16 protein-coding genes are annotated in these 13,673 nt (G+C 46.6%); 12 read left to right on the top strand and 4 right to left on the bottom strand.

Annotated elements, in window-relative coordinates:
• Positions 1-39 precede the first annotated feature (39 nt).
• From trpD to ABE021_RS08340, 10 genes are all read left to right on the top strand, one after another.
• A complete protein-coding gene (gene trpD / locus ABE021_RS08295; protein ID WP_430288011.1) occupies positions 40-1,071 on the top strand; it encodes an anthranilate phosphoribosyltransferase in 1,032 nt (343 codons plus the stop codon).
• On the top strand, positions 1,068-1,868 hold the full coding sequence (trpC, locus tag ABE021_RS08300; protein WP_430288013.1) for an indole-3-glycerol phosphate synthase TrpC: 801 nt from the start codon (positions 1,068-1,070) through the stop codon (positions 1,866-1,868). The genes trpD and trpC overlap by 4 nt, the downstream gene beginning before the upstream one ends.
• A complete protein-coding gene (locus ABE021_RS08305; RefSeq protein WP_430288014.1) occupies positions 1,861-2,478 on the top strand; it encodes a phosphoribosylanthranilate isomerase in 618 nt (205 codons plus the stop codon). The genes trpC and ABE021_RS08305 overlap by 8 nt, the downstream gene beginning before the upstream one ends.
• A 2-nt stretch (positions 2,479-2,480) precedes the next feature.
• The gene (gene trpB / locus ABE021_RS08310; RefSeq protein WP_430288015.1) at positions 2,481-3,677 is read left to right on the top strand and encodes a tryptophan synthase subunit beta; all 1,197 of its coding nucleotides are present in this window, start codon (positions 2,481-2,483) and stop codon (positions 3,675-3,677) included.
• Entirely contained in the window at positions 3,674-4,456 is a 783-nt protein-coding gene (gene trpA, locus ABE021_RS08315) for a tryptophan synthase subunit alpha (protein ID WP_430288016.1), read from the top strand. The genes trpB and trpA overlap by 4 nt, the downstream gene beginning before the upstream one ends.
• A 98-nt stretch (positions 4,457-4,554) precedes the next feature.
• The gene (locus ABE021_RS08320) at positions 4,555-5,511 is read left to right on the top strand and encodes a DUF4003 family protein (RefSeq protein ID WP_430288017.1); all 957 of its coding nucleotides are present in this window, start codon (positions 4,555-4,557) and stop codon (positions 5,509-5,511) included.
• A gap of 142 nt (positions 5,512-5,653) precedes the next feature.
• Positions 5,654-6,574, top strand: coding sequence for a S66 peptidase family protein (locus tag ABE021_RS08325; RefSeq protein WP_430288019.1), 921 nt, complete (start codon positions 5,654-5,656; stop codon positions 6,572-6,574).
• Positions 6,575-6,586: 12 nt separating this feature from the next.
• A complete protein-coding gene (locus ABE021_RS08330; RefSeq protein WP_430288020.1) occupies positions 6,587-7,531 on the top strand; it encodes an NlpC/P60 family protein in 945 nt (314 codons plus the stop codon).
• Between the two features lie 80 nt (positions 7,532-7,611).
• On the top strand, positions 7,612-8,088 hold the full coding sequence (locus ABE021_RS08335) for an acyl-CoA thioesterase (RefSeq protein ID WP_430288021.1): 477 nt from the start codon (positions 7,612-7,614) through the stop codon (positions 8,086-8,088).
• A 118-nt stretch (positions 8,089-8,206) separates the two neighbouring features.
• Complete coding sequence (locus ABE021_RS08340; protein WP_430288022.1) at positions 8,207-9,157, top strand: hypothetical protein; 951 nt, start codon at positions 8,207-8,209, stop codon at positions 9,155-9,157.
• A 23-nt stretch (positions 9,158-9,180) separates the two neighbouring features.
• On the opposite strand, the gene ABE021_RS08345 is transcribed toward ABE021_RS08340, so the two are convergent.
• The 4 genes from ABE021_RS08345 to ABE021_RS08360 all read right to left on the bottom strand — a co-directional run bounded on the left by ABE021_RS08345 (position 9,181) and on the right by ABE021_RS08360 (position 11,388).
• Entirely contained in the window at positions 9,181-9,549 is a 369-nt protein-coding gene (locus ABE021_RS08345; protein ID WP_430288023.1) for a VOC family protein, read from the bottom strand.
• 337 nt (positions 9,550-9,886) lie between these two features.
• Positions 9,887-10,330, bottom strand: a complete 444-nt coding sequence (gene mscL / locus ABE021_RS08350) for a large conductance mechanosensitive channel protein MscL (protein ID WP_430288024.1) — start codon at positions 10,328-10,330, stop codon at positions 9,887-9,889.
• A gap of 43 nt (positions 10,331-10,373) precedes the next feature.
• Positions 10,374-10,703 carry an MGMT family protein gene (locus ABE021_RS08355; protein WP_430288025.1) on the bottom strand — a complete coding sequence of 110 codons (330 nt, stop codon included), beginning with the start codon at positions 10,701-10,703 and terminating at the stop codon, positions 10,374-10,376.
• A 16-nt stretch (positions 10,704-10,719) separates the two neighbouring features.
• On the bottom strand, positions 10,720-11,388 hold the full coding sequence (locus ABE021_RS08360; protein ID WP_430288026.1) for a phosphatase PAP2 family protein: 669 nt from the start codon (positions 11,386-11,388) through the stop codon (positions 10,720-10,722).
• A gap of 103 nt (positions 11,389-11,491) precedes the next feature.
• Here ABE021_RS08360 and ABE021_RS08365 point away from each other — a divergent pair, with 103 nt between their 5' ends.
• The gene (locus ABE021_RS08365) at positions 11,492-12,058 is read left to right on the top strand and encodes a glycerol-3-phosphate acyltransferase (protein WP_430288027.1); all 567 of its coding nucleotides are present in this window, start codon (positions 11,492-11,494) and stop codon (positions 12,056-12,058) included.
• Positions 12,055-13,665, top strand: coding sequence for an aminotransferase class V-fold PLP-dependent enzyme (locus tag ABE021_RS08370; RefSeq protein WP_430288028.1), 1,611 nt, complete (start codon positions 12,055-12,057; stop codon positions 13,663-13,665). The genes ABE021_RS08365 and ABE021_RS08370 overlap by 4 nt, the downstream gene beginning before the upstream one ends.
• Positions 13,666-13,673: the final 8 nt, after the last annotated feature.

Consider the following 13,673-nt stretch of genomic DNA (forward strand, 5'->3'; position numbering starts at 1 on the left):
GAAGAAACAGAGAATAGTAGAGAAGAGGAGAGATGAGATATGAAGAGTTATATAGAAGCCATTCAAGCAAATTGTAACTTGACGTTTCAAGAGATGGAAGAGGCTGCAGGGCTGCTGTTCGACGATCGAACAAACGAGAAGGAAATTGCGGAATTTCTAACGCTGCTTGCGATAAAAGGAGAAACTTCAGACGAAGTGGCAGCCCTTGCTTCTGTGATGTCAGCAAATGCAGTTCGTCCTGAATTTCCTGAAGATACTTATATAGATAACTGTGGTACCGGCGGAGATGGTTCGAACAGTTTTAATATCAGTACGGCGTCTGCTTTTGTCATGGCAGCTTCGGGTGTCCGTGTCGCGAAACACGGCAACCGGAAGATTTCAAGTGCTGCAGGAAGTCATGATGTACTGGAAGAGCTAGGCATACGGAATGATCTTACACGATCGGAAACGGCGGCCATGATGGAACTAACGGGCATTTCATTTCTATTCGCTCCGAACGTCCACCCGAAGATGAAACGGATTGGAGAGATTCGCAGGCGAATTGGCAGTACGACGATTTTTAACCTAGTCGGTCCACTAACGAATCCAGTACCGCTCCATGCACAATACACGGGCATCAATCGTAAGGATTTCGTGATGGAATATGCTTCTGTTCTGACGATCCTTGACCGGAAGCGTGCGGTGGTCGTGGCGGGTGCCGGAGGACCTGATGAGGCGACGCTGGCCGGACGCAATACACTCGTCCTCGCGGATCGCGGAGATCTGATTCCGTTTACGCTAACGGCGGAAGACGTTGGGCTGAAACCAGCTAGCCTTGAAGCGATCAGAGGTGGCGATGCCGTCCGGAATGCGTCCATTATCCGTTCAATCATGGATGGTGAGCGCAGTCCGAAATTCGATACAGTGGTCTTCAATGCAGGGATTGGATTATTTACAGATGGGATTGTAAAGACCGTTCAAGAAGGGGTCCGGCTTGCCGAAGATAGCATTCTTACAGGGCGGGCGAAGCGTAAATTAGAAGAGGTGACTGCGTTTAGTGCACAGTGTTCCAATAAGGCGGTGACATCATGACCATTCTGGATGAAATACTACGGGAGAAAGAACAAGAAATCTCAAGATTGACAGCAGAACCAGAACCTGCTGCTCAAACTTCTCAAACAATCGTTGCTCGTCCTTCGTTGTTTGACTCCATTCAGAATGCAAAGCAGCTGCAAATAATCGCGGAAATCAAGCGCGCTTCGCCATCGAAAGGAATTCTTCATGAGACTGTAAATCCTGTTCAACAAGCAGAAATATACGAACGTGCCGGGGCAGCGTGTGTTTCTGTATTGACGGATACACCATTTTTCAAGGGATCATTTGAGGATTTAAAGGCAGTAGCCGAGGCAGTTCGTATTCCTGTTCTGTGTAAAGATTTCATCATTCATCCCATTCAAATCGATCGTGCACGAACAGCAGGGGCTTCCGTAGTATTGCTGATTGTTGCAGCACTGCCCGATGCAGAGCTGAAAGCATTGTATGTATATGCAACTGCGCTTGGATTGGAAGTGTTGGTCGAAGTACATGATAAGGAAGAGTTGAAGCGTGCTTTAGAGATAGGTGCACAGCTGATTGGCGTGAACAACAGGGATTTACGGACGTTTCAAGTGGACCTTGCAAAGACCGAAGAAGTTGCTTCAGTTTTCCCGTTCGGCTCAGGGCACGTACTCATTAGTGAAAGTGGAATCGGCGGCTCTGCTGATGCACGGCGAGTGGCAGCAGCAGGTTCAGGAGCTGTGCTGGTCGGAGAAACACTAATGAGAAGTGAATCAACTGAACAGACAATCCGCTCCCTGCAAGTCGAACTTGGGGGAGCGGCCAATGACTAAGGTGAAGATATGCGGACTGACGGAAGCGAGGCATGTGCAAGCGGCAGTGGACGCAGGTGCAGACGCGATTGGTTTTGTGTTCGCTCCGTCGCGCAGACAAGTATCTGCAGACCATGCTGCACAATTGGCAATCCACATCCCACAATGGGTGCTGAAAGTGGGCGTGTTTGTCAATGCAACCGCGTCTGAAATTCATGAAATCTATGAGGCGGTGCCACTGGACATTGTGCAATACCATGGGGATGAAACCCCGGAGTTCATCGAGAAGGTAGGGTTGCCTGCTTTTAAGGCATTTTCAATTAAGGATGCAGAGGATGTACATAGGGCAGCTGCCTATCATGTAACTCCATTGTTTGATGCACCTGGGGTTGAATTCAATGGGGGAAGTGGAACTACGTTTAACTGGGACATCTTGAAGGCGGCAGGATTTCAGGAGCGCCCCTTCGTATTGGCGGGAGGCTTGAATGCTGGAAATGTAGGGAAAGCGATAGCACAAGTCAATCCGGTAATGGTCGATGTTTCGAGTGGTGTGGAGATTGAGAAGAGAAAAGACGAGCAGCTGATCCGTGAATTCATCGGAACGGTTAAGCAGAAAAGTGAGGAGAGATGAGCATGATTCAGACAGTAGAGGGTAAAGGAAGGTATGGAAGATTCGGCGGACAGTACGTCCCTGAGACATTGATGGGGGCTTTGACGGAACTCGAAGAAGCTCATGAGGCTGCATTAGCCGATTCAGCGTTTACGGAAGAACTGAACGGCTATTTGAAAGACTTCGTCGGAAGAGAAAATCCTCTCTATTTCGCAGAGCGTCTATCAGAAGCTGCAGGCGGTGCGAAAATATACTTGAAACGTGAAGACCTGAATCATACAGGAGCCCACAAGATCAATAACGCGCTCGGTCAAGCTCTGCTCGCGAAGCGTATGGGAAAGCGTAAAATCGTAGCGGAAACAGGAGCGGGTCAGCATGGTGTTGCGACAGCTACCGCATGTGCATTACTCGGATTGGATTGTGTCGTCTTCATGGGGAGAGAAGATATCCGTCGTCAAGAGCTGAATGTTTTCCGTATGGAGCTGCTTGGTGCCCGGGTGGAATCGGTCGATAAAGGTGCAGGTACGCTGAAAGATGCGGTTAATGAGGCATTGCGGTACTGGGTTGCACATGTGGAAGACACGCATTACATTCTCGGTTCCGCCCTTGGGCCCCATCCATTCCCTAAAATCGTCCGGGATTTTCAGCAAGTGATCGGCCAAGAGACGAAGCGTCAGATTGTTGAGAAGGAAGGTCGTCTGCCGGATGCAGTTGTTGCCTGTATCGGTGGTGGAAGTAATGCGATTGGGATGTTCCACCCATTTATAGAGCATGAGAATGTGGCTTTGTATGGTGTAGAGGCAGCGGGTGGCGGCACTTCAACTGGGCAGCATGCAGCCGCGATTGCTGAAGCGAAAGAAGGCGTATTGCACGGTGCGTATATGTACGTGCTGCAAGATGAGGATGGGTTTATCCAAGAAGCGCATTCGATTTCTGCGGGGCTCGATTATCCAGCGGTCGGTCCAGAGCATTGTCATCTCCATGATATCGGACGTGTGCACTATGAATCTGCAACCGATGCGGAGGCGCTAGAAGGTGTAAAGTTACTTGCTCAAAAAGAGGGGATCATCCCTGCCCTTGAAAGTGCGCATGCGATTCACTTTGCGTTCGGTTTAGCGAAAGGGATGCAATCGGATGAAATTCTAATCATTTGTCTGTCAGGCAGAGGAGACAAAGATGTGCATACGGTTCGCGAAGCGTTAGGAGGCGGTGTTCAATGAGCGAGTTTACGTTGACTGCGTCCATCCTTAAGAGAAATGCAGAAGGACAGTCGGCATTCGTCCCTTACATGATGGCAGGAGATGGAGGATTGGATGTGCTGCACGAACGCATCTCTTTCCTCGAAGAGGCGGGAGCCGATGCAATTGAGATTGGAATTCCTTTTTCTGATCCTGTTGCAGATGGAGAAGTGATTCAAGAAGCAGGAAGCCGAGCGTTAAGAAACGGTGTTACGTTGCGGAAAGTGATGAGCGAATTACAGGCGCAGAAGCACTCTGTTCCTTTGGTTGTCATGACGTATTTGAATCCGGTACTCGCTTATGGGGTATCAGAATTTGCCGAGAACTGTGAAGAAGCTGGCGTCAAGGGCTTGATCATACCGGATTTGCCTCACGAAGAGCGTCGCTTGCTATCAGGTGCCCTCGTTGGAAAGGATATCGCGCTCGTCCCCCTCATTTCGTTAACAAGTTCGGCGGAGCGTATTGAAAAAATTGCAAGGACTGCGGAAGGGTTCATCTATGCAGTGACGGTAAATGGGATAACCGGTGTGAGAAGCGGCTTTGGTTCGGATTTGATGGATCATTTAACCAACTTGAAGCGTGTATCGAATGTACCGGTACTAGCGGGGTTTGGAATTTCTGCGCCTGAGCAAGTCCGTGCTTTCAGTCCGGTTGCGGATGGTGTAATTGTTGGAAGTGCGATCGTGACAGCATTTCATGAAGGGAATCTTGAAAAAGTGAAGACTCTCATTCAAGCGGATCGAACAGTCGTAAGGCCGTGACATGACCCAATGAGTGGATAGGGGAAATTAGTCAATTGTGCATTAAATTGAAACTTTTACCTCTAGAAAACGTACAACTTAGGAAGGGGGGATGCGGGATGGAATGGGAAACCGTGAAAACAGAGATGGAATGGACACATGAAAAAGTGACATCCTTAGCAGGGTGGTCTGTGGACGAAAAAACAGTGCTGACCATTGCAGTGTACTATGTGCTCTCTCAAAAAGACTTCAGTTCGGAAAGTTTTTTACGTACGATGGATGCATTGAGAAATCGTGCAGGCTGGTTATCGCCAGTGCGCGGGGATTTTTTACCGCTACTTGCTTCTTTTTTGGACAGTCCTGAACTTTCAGCTGATGAGGCAGTCCAGTTATTATTCACTAAGCAGCAGATAATCCGTAAAACCGGGTTTAAAAATACTGTGCACTCGTATTTAGCGGCTATGTTAATGACATCTGATCCCGCATACTCCAAAGTTGAAGCACAACAAGCCAAACGGTTATATGATGCTATGAAAAAGCAGCACTTCCTGCTCACTTCGGATGAGGATTATTCATATTCAATGCTGTTAGGAAAAGCAAACAACGATCCAGTCGAACAAGCCGCGCTCATGCGCCAGTACTTTGACGAATTGATCAAAGCAGGATTTAAATCCGGTGCTGAGTTGCAATGGTTATCTCAAGTACTAACGATCGATTGTTGTTCATTTGATCAGGGGAAAGTGATCCGTGCAGAACAATTGATGTCCCATATACGTAAGCGTGTGAATTTTAAACCGATGCATTATCCTGTAATAGGATTTTTAGCCATACTTGAATGTGAAGATAGCCAAGTGGAAGAGCTGATCGGACTCACGAACTTCATTGCAAAAGGAGAAATGTTTAAATGGCATAAAACGTTGGCGTTTTCATTTGCTTCTGGTTATTTTTTGCAGCAACTGATGGAAGGTAATGAAGTCTGCGGCTTTTCAAAAGAGTTGAATGGTCTTATCCAGCAAGCTATCATGGCTGCAACGATCGCAACGATTGCCTCCACAACGACTTCAGCTCTCTCATGATTCACTACATAGCTAACAGACCCGGCAGCCTGGTTTGCTGGGCTTTTCATATGCGATTTATGGGAGGATAAATCTCTTACTTCCTATAGGGCGTTGTGTGATAGACTTAAAGAAATAGTACGTATTCCGAGGAGGAAATCTGTTGAAACTAGTACCTAAACGATTGAAGGCAGGAGATACGATTGGCATTGTTGCTCCAGCCAGTCCACCGGATCAGGAAAGTTTGACCCGGTCCTTTGCGTTTTTAGAAAGTATGGGTCTGAAGTGGAAAATCGGAAAACATGTGAAAGACCTCAATGGGTATCTGGCAGGAACGGATGACGACCGTCTATCGGACTTAGAAGAGATGTTCGCAGATCCTGAAATCGCAGGCATCATCTGTGCTGGTGGGGGCTATGGATCTGCGCGCTTTGCTGATCGGCTGGATTACCAGCTCATTCAAGAAAATCCTAAAGTGTTCTGGGGCTTCAGTGACATCACCTTCCTTCATACCGCTATTGCCAACTATACCGATCTTGTCACGTTCCACGGTCCGATGCTGGCGTCATGTGTAGGAAAAGAGACGTTTCATGAATTATCGGCTAAAATGTTCCGCCAGCTTTTCGAGCCGATGGAATTGCATTATTCCGAAGCAATCAGCCCGCTGGAGACCCTTTCAGCCGGAGTTGTGTCGGGTGAGCTGACGGGTGGGAATTTATCGTTACTTGCTAGTGGAATCGGTACGAAGTTTGAAGTGAATACAAAAGACAAATTGCTCCTCATTGAAGACGTTGGAGAAGAACCTTACCGTGTTGATAATTTGTTGAACCAGCTGCGGTTGGCGGGGAAGTTTTCGGATGCTGCAGGTATCGTAATCGGGGACTTTGCAAAGGCGGAGCCCAAAAAGGAAACCTCCTTAACGCTTGACGAAGTATTGCGCCACTATACAGCGGATCTTGGAAAACCGGTTGTAAGCGGTTTTAAAATCGGCCATTGTGAGCCGCATTTTGCAATTCCATTCGGTACGAAAGCCAGACTGGACGCGGACCAGAAAACATTGACGATTTTACCGGGCGTGGAGTAAGCAGTACGACCAATGGGAAAGGGGATCGATGAGCAGATGCAGTTGATGTATTCTTGTGCAGTGCCGGTAGCAACAATTTGGACATCACCTGATTCAGTAAGGGAACTGGACGAAGCCGGAATCGGGAATCCGGTAAGTATGAACAGATGGATTGCAGCGATGACACTAGAAGAACGCTTTGCATTGTGTAAAGAAAAGCGGATTCAAAGTCAGCTCATTTATGGAGAGCCCGTGATAGTGGAGTCTATCCAAAACGGGTGGGCGAGAATCCTCGCGGTGTGGCAGCGCACGGAGCAAGATGAGCGCGGATATCCGGGATGGGTTCCACTTGCACAGCTAAAGGAATCGCAACCATTGGATGATACCGAGGGCGTGATACGGGTTGATGTTCCGAAGTGTCAGCTTTGGCATTCAGATGGAACTCCCGCATCGATAGTTGTACCGTTCAATACGGTTTTGCCCATGGTCAAAAAGGATGGGGACTGGGTTGTTGTTTTCACACCTGAAGGCGAACGGCTTATTAGGAAACAGGATGTATGTATAGCACCATCTGTCCATCATTTCGAAAAATACTCAGCAGCGACTGCGGCAGAGCGAGCTATAGAGTTTCTTGATTTACCGTATTTCTGGGGAGGTATGTCTTCCTATGGGTATGATTGTTCCGGATTGACATATAACATGTTCAAAGCATGCGGGCTGTTCATCTCAAGGGATGCGAGTGATCAGGCGGCGGAAGGTGAAGAGATTCCAAAGGGTGACCCGAATGTTTGGGAGCGCGGAGATCTGTTATTTTTTGCGGATGAACAATCGGGCAATGTGGATCACGTGGGATTCTACTACGGAGAGGGTCAGATGGTCCATGCAACTTCTTCCAAAAGCGGCGCCGTAGAAGTATGCGTCCTCACTGAAACTTCTTATGCAAAAAGATTATATGCAGTCCGGCGGTACACTGAATAAGCGGGAATCCTGTGAGGTGCGTTCCGGAAGTGTATAATGGGTACGTAATAACTGACAGCAGCCAAGGAAGGAAGATGGACATGATCGAAACACGGAAAATGAGCGAATCGAGAACGATTCAGACAAAGCTGGTACTTCCTCCAGATGCCAATCACATGGAAACTATTTTTGGGGGTAAGGTTCTCGCTTATATAGATGAAATTGCAGCAATTACTGCGATGAAGCATGCGCAGATGCCGGTTGTAACAGCATCCATAGACTCTGTGGACTTCTTGTCTTCCGCAGTCGTAGGGGATGTGTTGGAACTGGAAGCGAATATCACTTCAACAGGACGTACGTCGATGGAAGTGTTCGTCATGGTGCATTCGTCGAACTTATTGACGAACGAACGCAAACTCACAACAGAATCATTTTTGACGATGGTGGCAATCGGACCTGATAATCGTCCTGCTCCTGTGCCGAGCGTAGTCCCAGAGAGCGAAGGGGAGAAACGGTTGTTTGAAACTGCTCCTGCTCGTCGACTTCACCGGAAGCAACGCATTGAAATGACACATTAAAGAGAGCGGCCGCTAAAACCAGCGGCCGTTTTTTTGTGTCTTCAAGCAGGGGAGTGTATTGCAATGAAACCTTCCTTGAAACTCAACCGTATATACAGAAAAAGGGGGCGTATGACAGATGAAGGAAACAATGCAAGAGCGTCAAATGGCGCTCACTCTATTGAAAAATGAGTCGAACCGGATCATACGTAGACTGACAGAGGCTGAAAACCGCTTGGAAAAAGCGACTGCAGAAAGGGATCGACTGGAACGTCAGCTGACAAAAGAGCAACAGGATGTCATGAGACTCGGCAAGTTTTCGTTTCTGAACAAACTTAAAGAACTGACAGGATCATGGGATCAGCAAATGGAAAGAGAAATTGCTGAAGCTGCGACAGCGGAAGTCGCATTCAACGAATCCCGGAAGCATGTCGAGGATTTAACAGAGGAAGTGGGTTTGTTAAAAGCAGCCTCCCTCAATCCGGAGTATATACACATCCAAGATGATTGGGCTGAATTTTTGCAAGAAAAAGAATATTGGATTCGGCAGAATGTTTCCATAGCCAGCGCCACTTTACGAAAAATCGCAGATGACAGAGTCCGTGTCCGTTCAATGAGCCGCGAGGTGAAGGAAGCATATGAAGCCGGAGAAAAGGCGATACGTGCACTTGATCGGGCAATCGATAAGCTGAATAATGCGGAAGGCTTATCGATGTGGGATACATTTCTTGGCGGCGGGCTGCTCGTCTCTGCACTCAAGTATTCTGAGGTGAATAGCTCCGATGATCTTGTTCATAGAGCGCAGCGTGCACTGCGTCACTATGAGACTGAGTTATCGGACATCCAAGAAGCTGCAACGGAGTCTTATCAGGTGAATAAAAATGATATCTTCACATTTACTGATCTGTTTTTCGATAACATCTTTTCGGATTTTACCGTACACTCGCGGATTACTGAAGGGAAAAGAAAGTTGAATGCAGTACTCCAAGACGTTCGCCAGACACAAGCCCAGTTGAAACGGAAGTTGGAGGAAGCAGATGCCGAACTCGGTTCGCTTGAAGCGGAAGAGAAGCGCATTCTCATGTCATGAACGCTGTTGGACTAGCAAAACAGTCAAATGTATTCTAAAAATTCGATTCGATTGCCAAATGGATCAGTGATGAAAAAGCGAGCGCGCCCTTCAATGGGAGGCTCTTCACTAATCAGGTATGCTGCATCTTGCAACTGACGTTTCAGCGAAGTAAGGTTATCTACCATAAAGCCGGGATGTGCTTTTTTTGCTGGTACGAAATCGGACTGAATACCAATATGAACTTCCTGGGCGCCACATTGAAACCAGCAGCCACCGCGCGTTTTCAAGTTTTCGGGCTTCTCGATTTCTTGCATGCCTAGCAGCTTTCCGTAAAACGCTCTTGCTTTTTCTTCAGATTCCGGAGGTGCGGCGATTTGGATATGGTCGATTCCTTTGAATACGGGTTTCATCATAACATCTCCTTTGCTTCACTATACTGTTCCACATTCAAGTTGAATAGTTGGATTATTCGATGACTTATCTTAAGTTTCTCCAATGACCGAGCGTATAGTTAAAAAAACCACTTCACATTAGGAAGTGGTTTGGAAGAAGTTATTTATGATTTTTGTATGATAGCGCTACTCCTGCAACACTGCCAACTAGTACAAATGCAAACAGCGCAAACATAATATATATGAACCACATGAAGAAGCCCCTCCTTTACCATGTCATGCCATTACTGTACCATGCTAGGTAGCTTACAGCAATGCCATATATACTAGTGCGTCGGTAGAGAATCTTTTCAAACTACTCAGAGTGATCCCTTGGGGGGACGTTCCTGTTTACAGAGGGCATATCAGTTGTTGCCGATTGCTGAGCTTGCAGTAAGTCGCGGATCTCTTTCAGAAGCTCCTCTTTTGCATCGATGGAAGGCGTTTCAGCAGGCTGATCGACTTCCTTCTTCTTGAACTTCGCAAGTAACCGGATGACCATGAAGATTGAAAATGCCACAATCAGGAAATCGATAATAGATTGAATGAAGACGCCATATGGAACAATCGTTTCTGTTCCCGGGATAAGGTATGCCTTATCAGACAAATCGATGCCTCCAGAGATTAATCCGATTAAAGGCGTAATGATGTTTGCAACCAGAGAGGTTACAATCTTTCCGAAAGCGGCACCAATTACGACCGCAATTGCTAAGTCAAAGATATTTCCTTTGAAAGCAAATTCTTTAAAGTCTTTCCACATAGGAGATACCTCTTTCTATAGTGATATAAATTCTTACAAGCTTTTATTCCTCTTCCCCATTGAAACCAAGCCATCTATATACGGTCAAATCGATCGTACCGTCCGGAAGAAAAGAAACCCCTTCAGCTTCCAATAGCTGCCGCTGACGATTCCCTTTCTCTTCGGCATCAACGGGAGTCGAAATCCCGCCTTTGGCGTTGATAATCCGGTGCCAAGGAAGATGATGACTTGCACTCATAGAGTGAAGGACGCGTACGACTTGACGCGCTGCCCGACGATTGCCTGCAGCCGCAGCAACTTGACCATACGTCATGACGTACCCTGGAGGAATGGATTGAATGGCTTGTATCGCTTTTCCGGTAAATGGGTTCACTACTTGTCCTCCTAGCTTAGGATGATCGGCGCGTTGGTAAAGGGGATTTGGAGTATCTTTTGTTCAAAGAAACGTTGTAGACACTTATTGCAAGCAGTAACCAAAATGCGCTCGATATAATTCCGCCAACAATATCACTTGGATAATGGACACCAAGGTATATACGGCTGATACAAATCATGCCGATCATGAAAATCGCACCGATAACGTAAATAATACGACTGGAATTTCTCGCGTTTCTCCATAGAATGAAAGCTAGAATGACGTATAGACTTGTAGCCATCATCGTATGTCCGCTAGGGAAGGAGTAACCGCTGATTTCAATGAGTCGGTTCAAGTCTGGACGTGCACGATGGAAGAATAGCTTAAGCACCAAGTTCAGAGCAGCGGTGCCTCCAACCACAATCACAAACAGGATTGTAAGTGCTTTTTGTCGAAAGTATAGTAACAGACTTAACGTGATAGCAGAGATGGCGAGAACTCCGTTAGTTGAGCCGATGGCAGTAAAGACTTTCATCACTTCAGTTAGCCACGGGGTTTCTGCACCTTGAACGAAGTGAATAATTGGTGTATCAAATTGGACGATGTTTCCATTTCCTATAGAGGAAGCGACATATCCAAAGACTGCAGCCAGAATGAGACAGGATACAAAGGCTGTGAGCAATCGGCCCGATAATTCACGCATTGAATTCAAACCTTTCTATAGTAAGTGCGTTCTCATCAATTTTCACGAAGCTGATTATGAAATGCAAGTAATATAGCTGAAATACTGGAAATGGAGTTGAGAAATGGTTTTATTACTAACACTGATGGCATATATGCTAGGGAATTTTCTGCCTGCATTATTCATTGGGAAACGTTCAGGGAAGACCATTTCAAGTGAAGGGAGTGGAAATCCCGGAGCAAGAAATGCAGGAAGAGTATACGGTAAAAAGGCATTCTTGCTCGTCTTCTTACTGGACGGCGGTAAAGGTGCATTAGTTGTTTACATAACGGGTTCACTTGATGGCCGCCCTGCTGTCGAATTGCTGGCATTAGCGGCTGTCATGTTTGGCCATTGTTATCCTATTGTTCATCGTTTTAAAGGAGGCAAAGGAGCTGCTGCGTTCATCGGAGGTTTCCTTATCTTTAATCCCTTGGGGATCCTTCCTATCCTATTAGGTTTTGTCCTTTTGTATCCAGTTGTCAAGAAATTCACAGCCGCCAGTGTGCTAGCGACAATCGCAATTGTCCCTTGGAGCATGTGGTTATATGACGGGAAGGTCGCTGTGATGTCGATATCCATAGTTGGACTGTTGCTATGGACCCATCGATCAGATCTTCATATTTCAATAGAAGGGAAGCGAAAGCGATGACCTACTTTTACAGAATAGCAAGGACGAAACGGGATGAAGAACAAATTCATGAGCTGAATTACAAAACCTTCGTTGAAGAAATCCCTCAACATTGTCCAAACGACGACAGACGATTGATGGATCCCTTTCATAAAGAGAATACGTATTTACTATGCATGAAAGATTCGAAAGTTATTGGAATGATTGCAGTACGCTCAAACCGGCCGTTCTCACTCGATAAGAAACTTGGCCCCGTGGAGAAGAAACTCTCAAATCCTCCTCGAGATCCAGTTGAAATCAGATTACTTTCGATAGAAGCGCAGTACCGTACTGGACGTCCATTTCTAGGTATGTTGCAAGCACTGGTGAATTGGTGTTTGAAAGCAGGATATGACGCCGCAGTCATTTCCGGTACGGTTCGTGAATTGAAATTATATCGCCAACTAGGTTTTGTACCTTTTGCTGAACCGACAGGAACCGAAGAAGCGAGTTTTGTCCCCATGATCTTAACACATGAAACATATGAAACCGGGATATCAGGTCGTATCACAAAACCGATGTTGAATTTTCTTCCAGGACCGACGGCAATAACAGATGATGTGCGGAAAGCCTTATCGGCAAATCCAATCTCTCACCGGTCGTCAGCCCATGCCCGTACCATGCAATCCGTACAGAAGCAGCTGAAGCTGTTAACAAAAGCCCGCCACGTACAAGTGCTGCAAGGTACGGGAACACTAGCTAATGATGTAGTAGCTGCACAGCTTGGTCGTCTTTCTGGAAAGGGGCTCATTCTAGTCAATGGAGAATTTGGTGCTCGCCTTTGTGATCATGGTTCACGATTCGGTTTGCACTATGACTCCCTGGAAGTAGGATGGGGGGAGACGTTCGACATGAGGAGATTGGAAGCCGTGCTGGACTCTGAAAAAATCTGCTGGGTATGGTTCGTTCATTGCGAGACCTCCACAGGTGTATTGAACAATTTGGATAGGATAAATAAACTATGTTCAGAGCGCAATATCCGGATTGCCGTAGATTGTGCCAGTTCACTCGGAACTGTGCCAGTCAATTTGGAGGCGGTTGACTTTGGGACGTCTGGAAGCGGAAAAGGCCTGGGAAGTTATTCAGGGCTGGCACTCGTATTCCATAAACAGGACATACAACCAGACTCGAAAATTCCGCGCTATCTGGACCTTGGGAATTATATCAGTGCAGAGGGGATCCCTTTTACGCAATCCTCAAATCTTCTTCTAGCGCTCGATAAAGCGGTGCTTCAGGTAATGCACAATCCAGAAAGCCATTTCTTGGCCATTCAGAAACGATCACTCATGCTGCGAACAGCTATTGAACAAATGGGTTACCAAATTCTAGCCCAGGAACCTGATGCAAGTCCTGGTATTCTCACAATTGTTCTGAAAAAGGACGAATCTGCAGTGCACTTGGGAGAAGACTTATTTTTGAATGGGTATAGAACACACTATGAAAGTAATTATTTACGTAAAAGAAACTGGCTGCAGCTTGCTGCAATGAATGAGATGAGTGACATCGAAGTCACACGTTTCTTACAGGTGCTAGAGCGTTTGACATCGTTTAATCGGGAACCAATAAGGGAATTGAACATATACAATTAATAAGGAGA

Source organism: Sporosarcina gallistercoris, assembly GCF_050459885.1.
In the GTDB taxonomy this organism is placed as follows: Bacteria; Bacillota; Bacilli; order Bacillales_A; family Planococcaceae; genus Sporosarcina; species Sporosarcina gallistercoris_A.

What these genes read in the sequence shown, in the direction of transcription:
- trpD (WP_430288011.1), top strand. Translation starts at nt 40, where the DNA reads ATGAAGAGTTATATAGAAGCCATTCAAGCAAATTGTAACTTGACGTTT.
- trpC (WP_430288013.1), top strand. Translation starts at nt 1,068, where the DNA reads ATGACCATTCTGGATGAAATACTACGGGAGAAAGAACAAGAAATCTCA.
- ABE021_RS08305 (WP_430288014.1), top strand. Translation starts at nt 1,861, where the DNA reads ATGACTAAGGTGAAGATATGCGGACTGACGGAAGCGAGGCATGTGCAA.
- trpB (WP_430288015.1), top strand. Translation starts at nt 2,481, where the DNA reads ATGATTCAGACAGTAGAGGGTAAAGGAAGGTATGGAAGATTCGGCGGA.
- trpA (WP_430288016.1), top strand. Translation starts at nt 3,674, where the DNA reads ATGAGCGAGTTTACGTTGACTGCGTCCATCCTTAAGAGAAATGCAGAA.
- ABE021_RS08320 (WP_430288017.1), top strand. Translation starts at nt 4,555, where the DNA reads ATGGAATGGGAAACCGTGAAAACAGAGATGGAATGGACACATGAAAAA.
- ABE021_RS08330 (WP_430288020.1), top strand. Translation starts at nt 6,587, where the DNA reads ATGGGAAAGGGGATCGATGAGCAGATGCAGTTGATGTATTCTTGTGCA.
- ABE021_RS08335 (WP_430288021.1), top strand. Translation starts at nt 7,612, where the DNA reads ATGATCGAAACACGGAAAATGAGCGAATCGAGAACGATTCAGACAAAG.
- ABE021_RS08340 (WP_430288022.1), top strand. Translation starts at nt 8,207, where the DNA reads ATGAAGGAAACAATGCAAGAGCGTCAAATGGCGCTCACTCTATTGAAA.
- ABE021_RS08345 (WP_430288023.1), bottom strand. Translation starts at nt 9,549, where the DNA reads ATGAAACCCGTATTCAAAGGAATCGACCATATCCAAATCGCCGCACCT.
- mscL (WP_430288024.1), bottom strand. Translation starts at nt 10,330, where the DNA reads ATGTGGAAAGACTTTAAAGAATTTGCTTTCAAAGGAAATATCTTTGAC.
- ABE021_RS08360 (WP_430288026.1), bottom strand. Translation starts at nt 11,388, where the DNA reads ATGCGTGAATTATCGGGCCGATTGCTCACAGCCTTTGTATCCTGTCTC.
- ABE021_RS08365 (WP_430288027.1), top strand. Translation starts at nt 11,492, where the DNA reads ATGGTTTTATTACTAACACTGATGGCATATATGCTAGGGAATTTTCTG.
- ABE021_RS08370 (WP_430288028.1), top strand. Translation starts at nt 12,055, where the DNA reads ATGACCTACTTTTACAGAATAGCAAGGACGAAACGGGATGAAGAACAA.